Source organism: Streptomyces fodineus (assembly GCF_001735805.1).
Classification (GTDB): Bacteria; Actinomycetota; Actinomycetes; order Streptomycetales; family Streptomycetaceae; genus Streptomyces; species Streptomyces fodineus.
Genome location: NZ_CP017248.1, coordinates 1,640,370 through 1,655,818, shown reverse-complemented (window position 1 = coordinate 1,655,818; position 15,449 = coordinate 1,640,370). Strand labels below are relative to the sequence as shown.

General features: G+C 71.9%; 16 protein-coding genes. 5 read left to right on the top strand and 11 right to left on the bottom strand.

The features are described 5' to 3' along the window. Positions 1 to 89: 89 nt before the first annotated feature. Positions 90 to 539 (top strand): PPOX class F420-dependent oxidoreductase, encoded by a 450-nt coding sequence (locus tag BFF78_RS06980; RefSeq protein ID WP_069777482.1) that lies wholly within the window; start codon positions 90 to 92, stop codon positions 537 to 539. Between the two features lie 18 nt (positions 540 to 557). On the opposite strand, the gene BFF78_RS06975 is transcribed toward BFF78_RS06980, so the two are convergent. Beyond that, the gene (locus BFF78_RS06975) at positions 558 to 1,436 is read right to left on the bottom strand and encodes an NAD(P)-dependent oxidoreductase (protein WP_069777481.1); all 879 of its coding nucleotides are present in this window, start codon (positions 1,434 to 1,436) and stop codon (positions 558 to 560) included. 104 nt (positions 1,437 to 1,540) lie between these two features. On the opposite strand from BFF78_RS06975, the gene BFF78_RS06970 reads away from it, so the two are divergent. Beyond that, a complete protein-coding gene (locus BFF78_RS06970; RefSeq protein WP_069777480.1) occupies positions 1,541 to 2,137 on the top strand; it encodes a TetR/AcrR family transcriptional regulator in 597 nt (198 codons plus the stop codon). Between the two features lie 180 nt (positions 2,138 to 2,317). Here the strand turns inward: BFF78_RS06970 and BFF78_RS06965 are convergent, their stop codons facing one another. From BFF78_RS06965 to BFF78_RS46745, 4 genes are all read right to left on the bottom strand, one after another. Then, positions 2,318 to 2,746: a DUF7144 family membrane protein gene (locus BFF78_RS06965; RefSeq protein WP_069777479.1), complete on the bottom strand. Its 429-nt coding sequence runs from the start codon at positions 2,744 to 2,746 to the stop codon at positions 2,318 to 2,320. Between the two features lie 33 nt (positions 2,747 to 2,779). Beyond that, positions 2,780 to 3,247, bottom strand: coding sequence for an SHOCT domain-containing protein (locus BFF78_RS06960; RefSeq protein WP_069777478.1), 468 nt, complete (start codon positions 3,245 to 3,247; stop codon positions 2,780 to 2,782). 105 nt (positions 3,248 to 3,352) lie between these two features. Further along, positions 3,353 to 4,699: a hypothetical protein gene (locus BFF78_RS06955; RefSeq protein ID WP_069777477.1), complete on the bottom strand. Its 1,347-nt coding sequence runs from the start codon at positions 4,697 to 4,699 to the stop codon at positions 3,353 to 3,355. A gap of 93 nt (positions 4,700 to 4,792) precedes the next feature. Continuing rightward, a complete protein-coding gene (locus BFF78_RS46745; protein ID WP_165289337.1) occupies positions 4,793 to 5,077 on the bottom strand; it encodes a hypothetical protein in 285 nt (94 codons plus the stop codon). Between BFF78_RS46745 and BFF78_RS06945 the strand changes: the two genes are divergently transcribed. Then, positions 4,983 to 5,564, top strand: coding sequence for a potassium channel family protein (locus BFF78_RS06945; protein WP_079161171.1), 582 nt, complete (start codon positions 4,983 to 4,985; stop codon positions 5,562 to 5,564). The two genes, BFF78_RS46745 and BFF78_RS06945, sit on opposite strands and share 95 nt — an antisense overlap. Positions 5,565 to 5,591: 27 nt before the next feature. Here the strand turns inward: BFF78_RS06945 and BFF78_RS06940 are convergent, their stop codons facing one another. Next, the gene (locus BFF78_RS06940) at positions 5,592 to 5,792 is read right to left on the bottom strand and encodes a hypothetical protein (RefSeq protein ID WP_069783426.1); all 201 of its coding nucleotides are present in this window, start codon (positions 5,790 to 5,792) and stop codon (positions 5,592 to 5,594) included. A gap of 134 nt (positions 5,793 to 5,926) precedes the next feature. Further along, positions 5,927 to 8,611, bottom strand: coding sequence for a winged helix-turn-helix domain-containing protein (locus BFF78_RS06935; RefSeq protein ID WP_193433639.1), 2,685 nt, complete (start codon positions 8,609 to 8,611; stop codon positions 5,927 to 5,929). Between the two features lie 164 nt (positions 8,612 to 8,775). On the opposite strand from BFF78_RS06935, the gene BFF78_RS06930 reads away from it, so the two are divergent. After that, positions 8,776 to 9,117, top strand: coding sequence for a VOC family protein (locus BFF78_RS06930; protein WP_069777474.1), 342 nt, complete (start codon positions 8,776 to 8,778; stop codon positions 9,115 to 9,117). Between the two features lie 34 nt (positions 9,118 to 9,151). On the opposite strand, the gene BFF78_RS06925 is transcribed toward BFF78_RS06930, so the two are convergent. Then, complete coding sequence (locus BFF78_RS06925; protein ID WP_069777473.1) at positions 9,152 to 9,817, bottom strand: TetR/AcrR family transcriptional regulator; 666 nt, start codon at positions 9,815 to 9,817, stop codon at positions 9,152 to 9,154. A 383-nt stretch (positions 9,818 to 10,200) separates the two neighbouring features. Between BFF78_RS06925 and BFF78_RS06920 the strand changes: the two genes are divergently transcribed. Then, on the top strand, positions 10,201 to 12,090 hold the full coding sequence (locus tag BFF78_RS06920) for an ArnT family glycosyltransferase (protein WP_079161170.1): 1,890 nt from the start codon (positions 10,201 to 10,203) through the stop codon (positions 12,088 to 12,090). 222 nt (positions 12,091 to 12,312) lie between these two features. Here BFF78_RS06920 and BFF78_RS06915 read toward each other — a convergent pair whose 3' ends face one another. The 3 genes from BFF78_RS06915 to pgi are packed head-to-tail and all read right to left on the bottom strand — an operon-like array spanning position 12,313 to position 15,448. Beyond that, a complete protein-coding gene (locus tag BFF78_RS06915; protein WP_069777471.1) occupies positions 12,313 to 12,900 on the bottom strand; it encodes a histidine phosphatase family protein in 588 nt (195 codons plus the stop codon). Positions 12,901 to 12,905: 5 nt separating this feature from the next. Beyond that, complete coding sequence (gnd, locus tag BFF78_RS06910) at positions 12,906 to 13,784, bottom strand: phosphogluconate dehydrogenase (NAD(+)-dependent, decarboxylating) (RefSeq protein ID WP_069777470.1); 879 nt, start codon at positions 13,782 to 13,784, stop codon at positions 12,906 to 12,908. A gap of 2 nt (positions 13,785 to 13,786) precedes the next feature. Continuing rightward, positions 13,787 to 15,448 (bottom strand): glucose-6-phosphate isomerase, encoded by a 1,662-nt coding sequence (gene pgi, locus BFF78_RS06905; RefSeq protein ID WP_069777469.1) that lies wholly within the window; start codon positions 15,446 to 15,448, stop codon positions 13,787 to 13,789. Position 15,449 lies beyond the last annotated feature (1 nt).

Below are 15,449 nucleotides of genomic sequence, written 5' to 3'. Positions count from 1 at the left end.
AGACGCTGTCTACCAGGTGGGCGTAGACACTGTCTACTCGCTGCCGTGGTGCGGGAATGCCCGGACCGCTCCGGTGAGTTGACCGTGTCATGAGCGAAGAATCCACCCCGGTCCCCGTCCAGGACGCGCTGCTGGACCTGCTCGCCGCAGGCGACGCGGGCGTACTGGTCACCCTCAAACGCGACGGCCGCCCCCAGCTGTCCAACGTCAACCACGCCTACTATCCCGACGAGCGCGTCATCCGGATCTCCGTCACCGACGACCGCGCCAAGGCCCGCAACCTGCGCCGGGATCCCCGCGCCTCCTACCACGTCACCAGCACCGACCGCTGGGCGTACACCGTCGCCGAGGGCACGGCCGAACTCTCCCCGGTCGCCCAGGACCCGCACGACGACACGGTTGAGGAACTGATCCGTCTGTACCGGGACGTCCAGGGCGAACATCCGGACTGGGACGACTACCGGGTGGCGATGGTCCGCGACCGCCGCCTGGTGGTGCGGCTGCACATCGACCGGGCGTACGGCATCCCGAAGCGCTGACCCGCCCGCGGTTCCCGGTTACGACGCCCCGGCGGTCCGCGTCTCGATCGCGCGCAGTACGGCGACCATGTCCTCGCCGCCGTACCCATGCGCCACCGTCTCCTCGAACAGGCCGTGACACACATCGAGCAGCGGTGAGGCCAGCCGCGCCTTGCGGGCCGCCTCGGCGATGAGGCGGTTGTTCTTCAGGACGTCGAGCGCTGCCGCCTGCACCGCGAAGTCCCGGTCGAACAGCTTCGGTGCCTTCATCCGAAAGACGCCGCTGGCCATGGGCCCCGCGTCGAGGACGTCCAGGAACAGCCGCCGGTCCAGGCCCTGGCGCTCGGCGAAGTGGAACGCCTCGGTCAGCCCGGTCACCAGGGTGATCAGGAAGAGGTTCACGGACAGCTTCATCAGCAGGGCGCTGGGCGCCGGGCCGCACACGAACGTCTCCCGGCACAGCGGCGCGAGCAGCGGTCGTACGGCGTCCACGGCGTCCTTCTGCCCGGCGAGCATCGCCACGAGCCGGCCCCGCTGCGCCGGGACCCGCGATCCGGAGACGGGCGCCTCGACGTACCGGCCGCCGGCGGCCCGGATGTCGGTCTCCAGGGCGTGCGAGTACTCGGGGGAGGTGGTGCCCATGTGGACGACGGTGCGTCCCGCGACCCGGGCCGCGAGCGTGGGGGTGCCGCGGCCGAGGACGGCGTCGACCGCGGCCTCGTCGGCGAGCATCAGCAGGACGACGTCCGCCCGCGCGAACACCTCGCCGGCGTCCGTGGCGACCGTGGCCCCGGCCGCGCGCAGGGGTGCGGCGCGTTCCGGGGTCCGGTTCCAGACCAGCAGGGGCGTGCCGGCGGACACCAGGCGCTGTGCCATGGGCCGGCCCATCACTCCGAGACCGATGAAACCGACGTTCACGGGAACCGTCCTCCGCTCCGGGCCGCCGACTATGACCGCCGTCATAGTAGCCGCCGTTATGACGCCGGTCATAGAGTGGGGACCGTGAGAAACGGAGGCCGGCAATGAGCGAGACGCGACGGGGGCCGCGGGAGCGGATGGTCTTCAGCGCGGCCCAGCTCATCCGGCGCGACGGTGTCGCCGCGACCGGCATGCGGGAGGTCGCCGCGCACGCCGGCGCGCCGCGCGGCTCGCTCCAGCACTACTTCCCGGGCGGGAAGGAGCAGTTGGTCAACGAGGCGGTCGGCTGGGCCGGACGGTACGCGGGCAAGCGGATCGCACGCTTTCTCGCCGGGCTGGAGGATCCGACGCCGAGCGGTCTGTTCGCGGCGATGGTCGCGCAGTGGACCGACGAGTACGCGGCCGACGGCTGCACGACCGGTTGCCCCGTCGCCGCCGCGGTCGTCGACTGCGCCGCCGCCGGCGGCTCGACCCGCGAGGCCGCGGCCGCCGCGTTCACCACCTGGCGGACCCCGCTCGCCGAGGCCCTGACCGGCATGGGCGTCCCCGCGGCCCGCGCCGAATCCCTGGCCACGCTGATGATCAGCACCCTGGAGGGCGCGATCCTGATGGCCCGCGCCGAACAGGACCTACAGCCCCTGACCACGGCCGTACGGGAACTGGGACCGCTGCTCGACGCGGCGGTGGCCCCGGCCCCCTGAGCACGGCCCCGGCGCGGAGACTCCCAGTCCCCTCTAGTCCCTTCTAGTCCTCATCTCGCAGTCTCGGTCACGGCGTCGTGCGGCCTGTCCTGGCGCAGGTGCGCCGTGAGGACCGCCCCGGCAACGAGACCAGCGTGACGATCACCGCCCTCACCGCTCCCGCGCCCTCGTGGGCGGCCGTCAGTCGAACAGGCCGGAGGCGCCGTCCCGCCGGGCCACGCACAGGGCCCAGATGATGAGTCCGGAGAACGCGATCAGAACGATCGACCAGACCGGGTAGTACGGCAGGGAGAGGAAGTTGGCGATGATGACGAGCGAGGCGATGGCCACTCCGCAGACGCGCGCCCACAGGGCGTCCCGGAAGAGACCGAAGCTCACGAGCAGCGCGACGACCCCCAGGACCAGATGGATCCAGCCCCAGCCCGTGAGGTCGAACCGGAAGACATAGCCACGCGTCACGAGGAACACGTCGTCGTGCGCGATCGCCATGATCCCGCGGAAGATGTCCAGCACCCCGACGAGCAGGAGCATGACCGCGCCGAAAGCTGTCAGGCCGGTCGCCCATTCTTCCTTGGCGGTGGGGGCGGGTGCGGTGTGTGCGGCGGTCATCGTGCGACCTCGATTCTGTGCTGTGCGCCGTGCTCAGCGCGCGGAGGAGGAAGAGACGCCGTGCGGGCGTTCGGCGGGCCCGCTTCCTGAGAGGACCAGTTCCTTCGCCCGCCGGAACTCGTCGTCGGTGATGTCACCGTGGGAGCGCATCGCGGAGAGCTTCGCGAGTTCGTCGGCCTTGGTGGGGGGTGCGCCTGCCTGGGCGGCCTGACGGATGTAGCTGTCGACGGCCTGCTGCTGCGCACGGGCCTGTTCGGCCTCCCTGCGGCCCATGTTCTTGCCACGGGCGATCAGGTAGACGAAGACCCCCAGGAAAGGCAGGCAGATGACGAACACCAGCCAGCCCGCCTTGCCCCAGCCACCCAGGTCGTCGTCACGGAAGACGTCGACGACGACCCGGAACAGCAGGACGAACCACATGATCCACAGGAAGAACACCAGCATGGACCAGAAGACGCTCAGCGCCGGATAGTCGTACGCGAGGTAGTTGTGCGCGCTCATGTCTCTTCCTCCGTCCCGGGTCTGCACCCGGCGGTGGTTGTTTACGGTGTCCAGCCTGTGCGGGGCGGGAGGCCGGCCACCTCACCCGGGGCGGGTGAACCGCCGTCACGACAACGACGGATCCGCCCGGCCCGCGGCCGGCCCTGTCGCCGCGGCCAGGACCGCCGTGACGGCGAGCACGGCCACGACGAGAAGCAGAACGAGCGCCACCACACCCACCGTGGGGTGGTTCCACAGCACGAGGGTCAGGGCACCGGCGCCGATGGTGACACCGGTGGTCCACGGCCGGTGCGCGGCCAGCCACTCGCCGAGGTGGCCGGTGCGCAGTCCGGCCCGGCTCAGTCCCCGCCCCGCCACCGTGGCGCCCTTCTGCGTCGTGGACCGTACGGCCCGGGCCGCCCGGCTCGGCCCGTACAGGTAGGCCGCCACCGCGGTGATCAGGGAGACGACGAGCAGCGTACGGATACTGTCGCGCAGGAACCGGACGAAGGTGTCGAAGATCACCGTCGCGGCATCGGGCGGCAACACGGCCGGGGGAACGGAGTCGAGGTAGACACGCCGTGCGACGACCAGGGTCACGAGAAGCACGATCATCATGGCGCCGAAGCCCAGGGAGATGACCATCAGCATCAGCCGGTGTCCCGGAGCGGCCCACACGGCCGCGGCGGCCGCGACGAGGGTCAAGACGGGCAGCCAGTTGCCGAGGATGTCGAGCAGCCGCATCGCGTTCTGGGCCTTGTGGAGCTTGTCGGTGCGGAAGAGGGTGACCGAGCGGTCGATCCGCGGGATGGCGGAGGCTCGCTTGAAGCCGGCGTCCACCAGGCGGTTCTTCACCTGGTCGATCACCACTCCGATGTCGAGCTGGACGGCGTCGCCGCTGGCCTTGAGCGCTCCCTGCCCTTCTCCGGTGAGCATGCCCACCACCGCGGACTGCGCCCGCCGGTTGCCCGCCACCCATGCCTCCTTGAAGATGTCGCTGGTCACCACGCGGTCGATGACGCGGTGCACGACCGTCTGCACGGCGGAGCGCAGCGGGCCGGTCAGCGCCTTGGACGCGTCGACCACCCGGGGCGGCGCCCCGTTGTCCGCGAGAAGTTTGGTGAGCGAGGCCGTCACCGCCTGGACGTCCACCTGAGCCACGACCCGGTCGGTCAGGTGGTTCACAAGGGCGTTCTGCACGGCCGGTTCCGAGGCGAGCGGTGCCACGGTCTGCACATAGCGGTCGGTGTCGGCGACCGTGTCGTGAACCCAGACCGCGACGACGGCCAGCGGAGCGAGCAGCAGCGTCAGCACCAGCAGGACCGACGCGCCCGCGTGGCGCAGACGCCGGTGGCGCAGCCGCGAGGCGCGGTGGAGCCGCAGGTACTCGGCGTGTTCCTCGTCGGTCAGGACATGACCGGACTGTGCGGGCGAGTCCGAACCGGACGGTCCGGAGGTGGCGCCGGAAGCCATGGCTCCTCCTCGGGTGGGTGTGCCGTCGGCGGCGTCGGGGACGAAGACCGCGCGGGTTCCTGCGTCCGGGGGGCGAATGGCCGAGCGGCGTGTTCAGACCTTCACATCCAGGTCGCGTACGACCGGCGGGGCCGTATGCGGGGACCTGACCGGGCCAGCGTCCCGCCGGGTGGTGGCCGTGGGCGTCACCCCTGGCGGGTGATCCGTGCGGGGTGCCGTGGCGATGAGGTGGGTGGCGAGGGCCGGCGGTCGGCCTGCGGCGGAGCGGACGAAGAGGCAGACGATGACCGATCCAGTGGCTGCCGGGAAGCGGCGGACCTCGCCGAAGCGGGGTGCGCATCCCGGCCGGCCGGGACCCGGGGCGACGGCCGTGTCCATCGCCCGGACGATCGGCATCGCGGTCGGTCTGGTCACCGCGTACTACCTGTTGCCGCTGGACCGGCGCGGCGGCGTCACCGCTCTGATACTCGTCGGTGGCCTGCTGGCGGTCGGCCTGTTCTTCGGGTGGGAGGTCTGGCTCATCCTGCGCTCGCCCTCGCCGTGGCTGAAGGCGTTCGAGGCCCTGGCCGCCACGGTCACCTTGCAGCTGGTCCTCTTCGCGAGCGGCTACTACCTGCTCGAACGCGCTGTGCCCGGCTCCTTCAGCGAGCCTCTGAGCAGAACGGACGCGTTGTACTTCACGCTCTCCACGTTCACCACCGTCGGCTTCGGCGACATCGCCCCGGTCACCGGGACGGGCAGGGTGATGGTGATGTGCCAGATGGTCTGCAGTCTGCTGGTGGTGGCTGTGGCGGCGCGGGTGCTCGCGGTGGCGGTCCGTGTCGGTCTTCGGCACCGGGAGCGGGAGAGGCAGAGGCCGGAGTGAGGCTTCGGGCGGCCGCGCAGGGCCGGATCACGACGTGGGCATCTGGCGAATCTCGAGCACGCGCAACCCCAAGGACTGGCAGCGGGCCAGCAGCCCGTACAGCTGTGCCTCGTCGATGACCGCTCCGAAGAGGATGGTCTGACCGGCCATCAGCACGTGATCCAGCTCGGGGAACGCCTTGACCAGCGTCTCGGTCATCAGTCCGTCGACGCGAATCTCGTAGCGCATGAGCTGCACTTCCCCATGTTTCCCCAAGGTCCCCACGTTTTCCTCAAGGGGCGTGCCGGTCCCCGTCCGTGCGATCGTGCGCCCCCGGTCCACCGCTCCGCTTCACCCGCGGGAGGTGAGAGCACCGCGGTCCGTCACAGGAGCCCGAGCTCGCGCGCGCGGCGTACCGCGTCGTGGCGCCGGTTCACGGCCAGTTTCCGGTAGGCACTCTTGAGATGGGTCTTGACCGTGTTCACCGACACATACAGATCGGCGGCGATCTCCTGCGTCGACATCATCTGCGCCAGCCGGCGCAGGACGTCGCGTTCGCGGCCGCTCAGCTCCTCCACCACCGGCAGCGGCGCCCGCTCCCCGGCCCACGCCGGCCCGCCGGGCGGGCCGGGGAGCAGCCAGCCCTCGGCCAGCCCGCGCAACGGCACGGTGCGCAGCAACGGCCGCAGCCACGGTCCCGCGTCCACGAAGGGACGCCGCAGCCGCTCGCGCCGGGCCTCCCGGAGCGCCTGGGCGACGAGCCTGCGCTGGGCGGCGACGTCTCCGCCCGCGCCTGCCACCTGGGCCGCGACCAGTGCGGCCCGTACGACGATGGCGGGGCCGACGTGGCCCTGTGGCCGCACTCGGTCGAGCAGTTCGGCCGCGGCCCCGGGTCTGCCCGCGGCCAGCTCCGCCCGCGCGGCCTCCACCAGGCACACCGGCTCGTCGTCGGGCTCTTCCGCCAGCAGCTTGACGGCCATCTCCGGGCGCCCCTCGGCGAGGTGTGCGGCGGCGGCCACGGACGCCGTGTGCGCTTCGGCCCAGGGAGACGCCATATCGGTGACGACGGCCCGGTCCGCCGCTTCGAGCGCGGCCTGCGTGTCACCGCGGGCCAGACACAGGCGTCCGGTGACGATGGACTCGCCCGCTCGTACCACCGGGTCCAGCGGCAGGCTCCGCGCGTCCGCCGCGGATTCGAGGAGCGACTCGGCGCGGTCCAGCTCGTCGCGGTCGACGGCCACCGCGGCCAGGACCAGCGAGGCCAGCGCCGGCCCGGGCGCCGGGGGCGGGCTGCCGCGGTCCGCCGTGGTGACGGTGGCCAGCGCCTTGCGCTCGGCTCTGTCCGGCCAGCCCTTCAGATAGTCGATCAGCGCCAGATGGCCTAGACACTCCTGACGCGCCTGTGCCGTCGCCTCCGCCCCGCCGGAGTCGACCACCGTGGTCAGCACCGCCCGTGCGTCCCGGATACGCCCGGCCCACAGGCGTGCCGAGCCGACATGGGTGAGCAACAGCGCGATCAGCTCGGGGTGCGCCTCCAGAAGCCTGCCGGGCACCTCGTGCCGAAGCTTCTCGGCGGCCTGTGCCGCCAACTCCGCCCGTCCCGGCGCACCCGTCAGGCGCGCTGCCAGAGCCTCCAGGAAGGCGCAGCTCAGCCGGGTCGCGGCCAGGTCGGCCGGATCGTCATCGGCGGATCCGTTCCGCGGTGCCAGGGCCTGTGCCGCCCGGCGCAGGCGGCACAGGCCGTGCTCGACGTCGCAACGGGACAGTTCACGGGCCGCACGCACGAGGTCCGTGGCGGGACTCGTGGGCTCGGACCCCATGGATGAGAACAGCCCGGACAGATCGTCGACGCGCAGGCCGGTGAAGATCTCCCCGATGGCGAGATCGCCGACGAGGGCGCCGGCGGCGGTCTCCCAGTCGCCCGCGGCGGCCGCGTGGCCGAGCGTCTCGCCGAGGGACCCCGAGCGCCGCAGCCAGTGTGCCGCGCGGCGATGGAGCTCGGCCTCCAGCCGTGGACAGCGCACCCGGAGGTGGGCGCGGAGGATCTCCCCGAACAGCGGGTGGAGACGGAACCAGGCGTGCCCGAAGTACTCGACGAACGCGTTCTCACGGTGCAACTCGCCCAGGATGAGTTCGGCGTCGGTCCGTCCGGTGAGGGCGTTGGCGAGATCTGGACAGAAGCGCTCGAGGACGCTGATCCGCAGCAGCAGATCCTGCGTCTCGGGCTTCTGCCGCTTGAGCACCTCGGCCAGCAGGAAGTCGGCGATCGTGGTGCGGTCGGCCTCGAACTCCTTCAGATACGCGCCCGGATCGGGCTCTGCCTGCGCGGCCAGGGCGCACAGCCGCAGCCCAGCTGCCCAGCCCCGGGTGCGCTCCACCAGCGCGCCCACGTCGCCGGCCGGCAGGCGCAGCCCGTGCAGCGCCAGAAGTTCCGCTGCCTCGTCGAGGGTGAAGGCCAGCTCGGCGTTCCGGATCTCCGTGACGGCGCCGGCCGCCCGGTACCGGTGCAGCGGGAGCAGCGGTTCGGTGCGCGTGACGAGGACCAGGCGCATGCCGTGCCCCGCCTGCTGGAGGACGAACTCCAGCTGGTCGGCGATCTCGGAGTCGGCCGCCCGGTCGAACTCGTCGATGACCACGATCACCGGCACGTTCCGGGCGTTCAGTTCGGCGGCGAGCCGGATGAGCAGCGCGTCGTGCACCTGGCCGGGTTCGGTGGGAAAGCCGACACCGGTGGCCAGGGGCACGCTGGCATGACGCAGGGCCTGCAGGAGGTACGCCCAGAAGGTGCCGCACCCCTTGTCCGCCACCCGCGCGGTGAGCCAGGCGACGGGGCCGTCCCGCGCCGAGGCCCAGTCGGCGACCAGCAGCGTCTTGCCCGCCCCCGCGGCTCCATGGACCACGGTCAACGGGGTCGGACGGGCCTGGTCGAGGTGTCCGACCAGCCGCTCGCGACGCAGGAACGTCACGGGAGGCGTCGGTATGGCGAACTGGATGGGCAGGAACGGATCACCTCGGGGATCCGCGTGTGGGGTGCTCGGCGCCGGCCCGTTCTCGCCCGGTACGGCCATGGTGTCCACCACCACTCATGATCGTCCCCCTCTCCCCAGTGTGTCCCCGCACGGTCCCGCGCGACAGGGGCCGGAGGTCCCTGACAAGGGCCGAACAGCCCAGCCGACCGCCGATGCGGCGACCGGTGCTTGTCCGGGCCCGCCCGCCGCACTAGCCTCCCCGCGTGATCAACGGTGCGCACGTGGTGCTCTACAGCCGGGACCCGGAGGCCGACCGGGCCTTCCTGCGCGACACCCTCGGGTGGGCGCACGTCGACGCGGGCCACGGATGGCTCGTCTTCCAGGCGCCGCCCACCGAGGTGGCCTGCCACCCGACCGACGGCGAGCCCACGCACGAACTGATGCTGATGTGCGACGACCTCGATGTGACGCAGCGTCAACTCACCGAAAACGGCGTGGAGTTCACACGCCCGGTCGAGGAGGCCCGCTGGGGCCGGGTGACCGCCCTCCGCCTGCCGGGCGGCGGCGAACTCGCGCTGTACGAGCCGCGCCACCCGAGACCGTAGACAGCGGCCCGTACGGCAGGCCCGACAACCGGCGTCAGCCGTCGGCCCGTGCCGCCGTCAGGTAGGCGATCACCATGTCGCCCAGCATGGTGCGGTAGTGCTCCCGCTGCGCGGGGTCCACCAGGTCCCGGCCGAACAGGGCGCCGAAGGTACGCCGGTTGGCCACCCGGAAGAAGCAGAACGAGCTGATCACCGCGTGCAGGTCGACCGCGTCCACGTCGGCCGTGAACTGCCCCGACTCCCGTCCCGTGGCGAGGATCCGGCGGATCACATCGAGGGCCGGCGAGCCGATCCGTCCGAGTTTCCGGGAGGCCGCGAGGTGCTCGGCGCCGTGGATGTTCTCGATGCTGACCAGGCGGATGAAGTCGGGGTTCTGCTCGTGGTGGTCGAAGGTCAGCTCCGCCAGGCGCCGGATCGCGGCGACCGGGTCCAGGTGCTCCACGTCGAGCTGCTGCTCGGCCTCGCGGATCACGCCGTACGCCCGCTCCAGCACGGCCGTGAACAACTGCTCCTTGCCGCCGAAGTAGTAGTAGATCATCCGCTTGGTGGTGCGGGTGCGGGCCGCGATCTCGTCGACCCGGGTGCCGTCGTAGCCGGCCCGGGCGAACTCCCGCGTGGCCACGTCGAGGATCTCCGCCTTGGTACGGGCGGCGTCGCGCACCCGTCCCGCGGGGCGCACCGGTTCGTCGACGCTGGTCATCGCTGTCCTTCGGGCGGGGGCGCCTGGACGGCGCGCTCGTGTGCGTGCCGGTGATTGTAGAAGCAGGGTCCGGAAGCCGCCCGGGTCTTCCAGCGGTCCCGAGGCGGCCGGCGACCTGGTCCACCCCGCCCGCCACCTCGGCTGCCGGTACGGCGCCGAACACGCGCCGGTGCGCTCGCGGCCCAGTACGCCGACCGGTGGTGAAAGAGGGTGAAAGAGGGTGAATGAGGAGGTGAAGGAGCCGGTGAGCCCGCGGTGAGACCTCGGTGAGACCTGGCCCGGCCACGCGCCACCCCCTGCTCGGGCGGCCGATACTCGCACGGTCCGGGACGTTACCCGGTGTCCCGGACCGAGAGTCCCCGGACCGGGTGCCTGGACGTCCCATGCCAATGCCCGCCGGCCGGTCGCTGCTGCGCGCGGACCTGCCACCGACCGCACCCGCCGCGCCCCCCGTGGCCCGCACCGAGCGCTACGAGCGGCCGGTGCTCGCCGCGATCGCCGTGCTCGCCGCTGTTCTGTGCCTGTGGGGTCTGGGCCACAGCACCTACCACGCCTTCTACGCGAGCGCCGTGCGCAGCATGACCGACAGCCCGGCCGACTTCTTCTACGGCTCCTTCGACCCGGCCGGCTCCATCACGCTGGACAAACTGCCCGGCTTCCTGTGGCCGCAGGCCCTCGCCGCGCTGTTGTTCGGCTTCCATCCGTGGGCGCTGGTGCTGCCCCAGGCCCTGGAGATGGTGGGCTGCGTCCTGCTGCTGCATCTGCTGGTGCGCCGCTGGGCCGGGGTACCCGCCGGGCTGCTGGCCGCCGCGTTCCTGACGCTGACCCCGGTGACGGTGGGCCTCGGCCGCTCGATAACCGAGGACGCCCCGTTCGTGCTGCTTCTGCTGCTGGCCGCCGAGGCCACCTGGCGGGCCACCGAACGGGCCCGCCCGCGCACCCTGCTGCTCGCGGGCCTCTGGGTGGGCCTGGCCTTCCAGTGCAAGATGCTGGAGGCCTGGGCGGTGCTGCCCGCGCTGGCCCTGACCTACCTCGTCGCGGCGCCCGTCGCACTGCGCCGCCGTATCGGCCATGTGGCGCTGGCCGGCGCGGTGACCGTGACGGTGTCGCTGTCGTGGATGCTGGCCGTCGCCCTTACCCCGACGGGCGCCCGGCCGTACCTCGACGGCACCACCGACGACTCGCCGTTCGCGCTGGTCGTCGGCTACAACTTCCTGACCCGTTTCCACGACGTCGGCATCGACGCGGCCGGCACCGGCAGCATAGTGGCGAGCCGCACGGCCCACGGGGCCGGACACCTCGGGCCGGGCATGGGCGACGGCGTGGGAAAGATGTTCAGCCCGGGCCTGGCCACCCAGACCGGCTGGCTGTACCCGCTGGCGGCGCTCGGTCTCGCGGGCGGGCTGCTGGCGCTGCGGCGGCGCCGGGTGCCGCGCACGGACCGGATGTTCGCCGGGTATGTGCTGTGGGGTGTGTGGCTCACGACCTTCTTCGCCGTCTTCAGCTTCGGCAGCGTCACCGGCCACACCTACTACATGGGGGTCGTCGCGGTGGCCGTCGCCGTGCTCGCCGCGGCCGGCGTCGTCCAGGCCCGCCGCTCCCGGGTGCTCGCCGCCGTCCTGGCCGTCGACGTCGTCTGGTGCGTGGTCCTCACGCTGTGGTACCCGCACTTCCAGCCCTGGTCGGCGCCCTGCGCGGTCGCCCTCGGCCTGCTCGCCCTGCTGCTCGCGAGCCTGCGAAGGCCGGCCGCGCTCGCCACCGGCCTCGCCGCGGCCCTGCTGATACCGGGCGTGTGGACGGCGTCCGCGCTGTCCCCGCGCTACAACCAGCCCGGCGCCTTCGGCCGGGTCGGCCCCACCAGCACCCGCGCCGGCACCGCGTCGACCACCCTCGGCCCCCACCACCAGCGGCTGCTCGCCTACCTGACCGCCCACCGCGACGGCGCCCGCTACCTGGCCGCTGTACCCGGCTGGCAGAGCGCCGCGCCGTACGTCATCGCCGCCAACGCCCCCGTGCTCCCGATGGGCGGCTTCACCGGCCGCGTCCCGTACCCGGCGCCTACCGCCTTCCGCAAGCTGGTGGACACCGGCCGGCTGCACTACGTCGTCGTCTCGCGCGCCGACATGCGCCCCCACGCCTTCACGGCCGGCAGCCCCGTCGGCGCGCTGCTGCGCTGGACCGCCGCCCACTGCGCGCTGGTCCCGCCGGTCGCCTACGACCCCGGCGACCAGGTCCGGCTGCTGTACCACTGCGTTCCGGCTCACCGGGGGTGAACCGGGCGGGGGGGATGGGCGGTTACGGGCGTCTGCCGCATCCGCGTCCCGGTGAGCGGGTCCGGCTGCTGTACCACTGCGTTCCGGCTCACCGGGGGTGAACCGGGCGGGGGGATGGGCGGTTACGGGCGTCTGCCGCATCCGCGTCCCTGTGAGCGGGTCCGGCTGCTCCACCACTGCGGCCCGGTCCACCAGGGTGAACCGGGCTGCGGTGCAGGGCCGTTACGGCCGTCTGTTCCACTCGGCGATCACGGGTCGCCCGTGCTCGGTGGACAGGCGGCTGACCGTGCCCGTGGCCAGCTGGAACAGCCGGCCCTCGGCGGGCGGCAGGGCCAGCCGGCGGGCGGTGAGCACGCGCAGGAAGTGGGCGTGGGCGACGAGGACCACGTCCCCCTCCGCCAGCGCCGGGGACAGCCGGGCCAGCACCCGGTCGGCGCGGGCCCCGATCTGCTCCGGTGACTCGCCGGGATGCCCCTCGGGGCCCGGCGGCACACCGTCGGTCCACAGGTCCCAGCCGGGGCGCGTGCGGTGGATGTCGACCGTGGTCACGCCCTCGTAGCCGCCGTAGTCCCACTCGTGCAGGTCGGGGTCGGGCACGACCCCGACGAGGCCCGCCAGTTCGGCGGTGCGCAGCGCGCGGCCCAGCGGGCTGGCGAGCGCGAGGGCGTAGGCCCGGCCGGTGAGGAGCGGGGCGAGGGACTTGGCCTGTTGCTCGCCGTCCTCGGTCAGGGGCAGGTCGGTCCAGCTGGTGTGCTGTCCCGACCGGCTCCACTCCGTCTCACCGTGGCGGACCAGCAGGAGGTCCCCCACGGCGGTCAGTCCTTCTTCTCGACCGCGTGGCCGCCGAACTGGTTGCGCAGCGCCGCGATCATCTTCATCTGCGGCGAGTCGTCCTGCCGGGAGGCGAACCGGGCGAAGAGAGAGGCCGTGATCGCGGGCAGCGGTACGGCGTTGTCGATGGCCGCCTCGACGGTCCAGCGGCCCTCTCCGGAGTCCTCCGCGTAGCCGCGCAGCTTCTGCAGGTGCTCGTCCTCGTCCAGGGCGTTGACCGCGAGGTCCAGCAGCCAGGAGCGGATGACGGTGCCCTCCTGCCAGGAGCGGAACACCTCGCGGACGTTCTCCACCGAGTGGACCTTCTCCAGCAGCTCCCAGCCCTCGGCGTAGGCCTGCATCATGGCGTACTCGATGCCGTTGTGGACCATCTTGGAGAAGTGCCCGGCACCGACCCGGCCCGCGTGGACATAGCCGTACGGGCCCTCCGGCTTGAGCGCCTCGAAGATCGGCTTCAGCGGCTCCACATGCCCCTTGTCGCCGCCGACCATGAGCGCGTAGCCGTTCTCCAGGCCCCACACACCGCCGGAGACACCGGCGTCGACGAAGCCGATGCCCTTGATGCCGAGCGCGGCGGCGTGCTTCTCGTCGTCCGTCCAGCGGGAGTTGCCGCCGTCGATCACCGTGTCGCCGGGCTCCAGCAGGTCGCCGAGCTCGTCGATGACGGTCTGCGTGGCGGTGCCGGCCGGGACCATCACCCACACATGGCGCGGCGCGTCCAGCTTCTCGACCAGTTCGGCGAGGGACTTGACGTCGGAGACCTCGGGGTTGCGGTCGTAGCCGATGACGGTGTGGCCGGCGCGGCGGATCCGCTCGCGCATGTTGCCGCCCATCTTGCCGAGACCGATGAGACCGAGCTGCATGATCAGTTCACTTCCTGAGCGTTCTTGAGGGTGCGGTAGGCGGCGACGAGGGCCGTGGTGGACGGGTCGAGACCGGGCACGTCGGCACCCTCGGTGAGGGCGGGTTCGACGCGCTTGGCGAGGACCTTGCCGAGTTCCACGCCCCACTGGTCGAAGGAGTCGATGTTCCACACCGCGCCCTGCACGAACACCTTGTGCTCGTAGAGGGCGATCAGCTGGCCGAGCACGGACGGCGTCAGCTCGCCGGCGAGGATCGTGGTGGTGGGGTGGTCGCCGCGGAAGGTGCGGTGCGCGACCTGCTCCTCCGGGACGCCCTCCGCGCGGACCTCCTCGGCAGTCTTGCCGAAGGCCAGCGCCTGGGTCTGGGCGAAGAAGTTGGCCATCAACAGGTCGTGCTGAGCCTTGAGTTCACCGCTCAGCTCGTCGACGGGCCGCGCGAAGCCGATGAAGTCCGCCGGGACGAGCTTGGTGCCCTGGTGGATCAACTGGTAATAGGCGTGCTGCCCGTTGGTGCCCGGCGTGCCCCACACGACCGGCCCGGTCTGCCAGTCCACCGGCTCGCCGTCGCGCTGCACCGACTTGCCGTTGGACTCCATGTCCAGCTGCTGGAGGTAGGCGGTGAACTTCGACAGGTAGTGGCTGTACGGCAGCACCGCGTGCGACTGGGCGTCGTGGAAGTTGCCGTACCAGATGCCCAACAGGCCCAGCAGCAGTGGGGCGTTGGCCTCGGCGGGCGCGGTGCGGAAGTGGTCGTCCATCAGCCGGAAGCCGTCGAGCATCTCCCGGAACCGGTCCGGGCCGATGGCGATCATCAGGGACAGGCCGATCGCGGAGTCGTACGAGTACCGGCCGCCGACCCAGTCCCAGAACTCGAACATGTTGTCCGGGTCGATGCCGAACCCGGTCACCTTCTCGGCGTTCGTGGACAGCGCCACGAAGTGCCGGGCGACAGCCTTCTCCTCGCCCCCCAGTCCGTCGAGCAGCCATGTGCGCGCCGAGGTGGCATTGGTGATCGTCTCGATCGTCGTGAACGTCTTGGACGCGACGATGAACAAGGTCTCCGCCGGGTCCAGGTCACGGGTGGCCTCGTGCAGGTCGGCGCCGTCCACGTTCGACACGAACCGGAACGTCAACTCCCGTGCGGTGTACGGGCGCAGCACCTCGTAGGCCATCGCGGGGCCGAGGTCGGAGCCGCCGATGCCGATGTTGACGACGTTCCGGATCCGCTTGCCGGTGTGGCCGGTCCACTCACCCGAGCGGACCTTGCCGGCGAAGTCGGCCATCTTGTCCAGGACGGCGTGCACCTTCGGGGCGACGTTCTCGCCGTCGACCTCGATCACCGCGTCCCGCGGGGCGCGCAGCGCGGTGTGCAGCACCGCCCGCTGCTCGGTGACGTTGATCTTCTCGCCGCGGAACATGGCGTCCCGCAGCGCGAACACGCCGGTGGCGGCGGCGAGTTCCTGGAGCAGGGCCAGGGTCTCGTCGGTGATCAGGTGCTTGCTGTAGTCGATGTACAGGTCGCCGACCCGTAGCGCATACCGCTCGGCGCGGCCGGGGTCCGCCGCGAACAGCTCGCGCAGGTGCGGCTGCCCCTCGGCGCGGTGGTCGGCGAGGGCCGCCCACTCGGGCCGGTTGCTGAGCTTGGGGAACTCGGGCTGTGCCATC

Coding starts and splice junctions, on each gene's coding strand:
- BFF78_RS06980 (WP_069777482.1), top strand. CDS start 90: ATGAGCGAAGAATCCACCCCGGTCCCCGTCCAGGACGCGCTGCTGGAC.
- BFF78_RS06970 (WP_069777480.1), top strand. CDS start 1,541: ATGAGCGAGACGCGACGGGGGCCGCGGGAGCGGATGGTCTTCAGCGCG.
- BFF78_RS06965 (WP_069777479.1), bottom strand. CDS start 2,746: ATGACCGCCGCACACACCGCACCCGCCCCCACCGCCAAGGAAGAATGG.
- BFF78_RS06960 (WP_069777478.1), bottom strand. CDS start 3,247: ATGAGCGCGCACAACTACCTCGCGTACGACTATCCGGCGCTGAGCGTC.
- BFF78_RS06955 (WP_069777477.1), bottom strand. CDS start 4,699: ATGGCTTCCGGCGCCACCTCCGGACCGTCCGGTTCGGACTCGCCCGCA.
- BFF78_RS06945 (WP_079161171.1), top strand. CDS start 4,983: ATGACCGATCCAGTGGCTGCCGGGAAGCGGCGGACCTCGCCGAAGCGG.
- BFF78_RS46745 (WP_165289337.1), bottom strand. CDS start 5,077: ATGGACACGGCCGTCGCCCCGGGTCCCGGCCGGCCGGGATGCGCACCC.
- BFF78_RS06940 (WP_069783426.1), bottom strand. CDS start 5,792: ATGCGCTACGAGATTCGCGTCGACGGACTGATGACCGAGACGCTGGTC.
- BFF78_RS06935 (WP_193433639.1), bottom strand. CDS start 8,611: ATGGCCGTACCGGGCGAGAACGGGCCGGCGCCGAGCACCCCACACGCG.
- BFF78_RS06925 (WP_069777473.1), bottom strand. CDS start 9,817: ATGACCAGCGTCGACGAACCGGTGCGCCCCGCGGGACGGGTGCGCGAC.
- BFF78_RS06920 (WP_079161170.1), top strand. CDS start 10,201: ATGCCAATGCCCGCCGGCCGGTCGCTGCTGCGCGCGGACCTGCCACCG.
- gnd (WP_069777470.1), bottom strand. CDS start 13,784: ATGCAGCTCGGTCTCATCGGTCTCGGCAAGATGGGCGGCAACATGCGC.
- pgi (WP_069777469.1), bottom strand. CDS start 15,448: ATGGCACAGCCCGAGTTCCCCAAGCTCAGCAACCGGCCCGAGTGGGCG.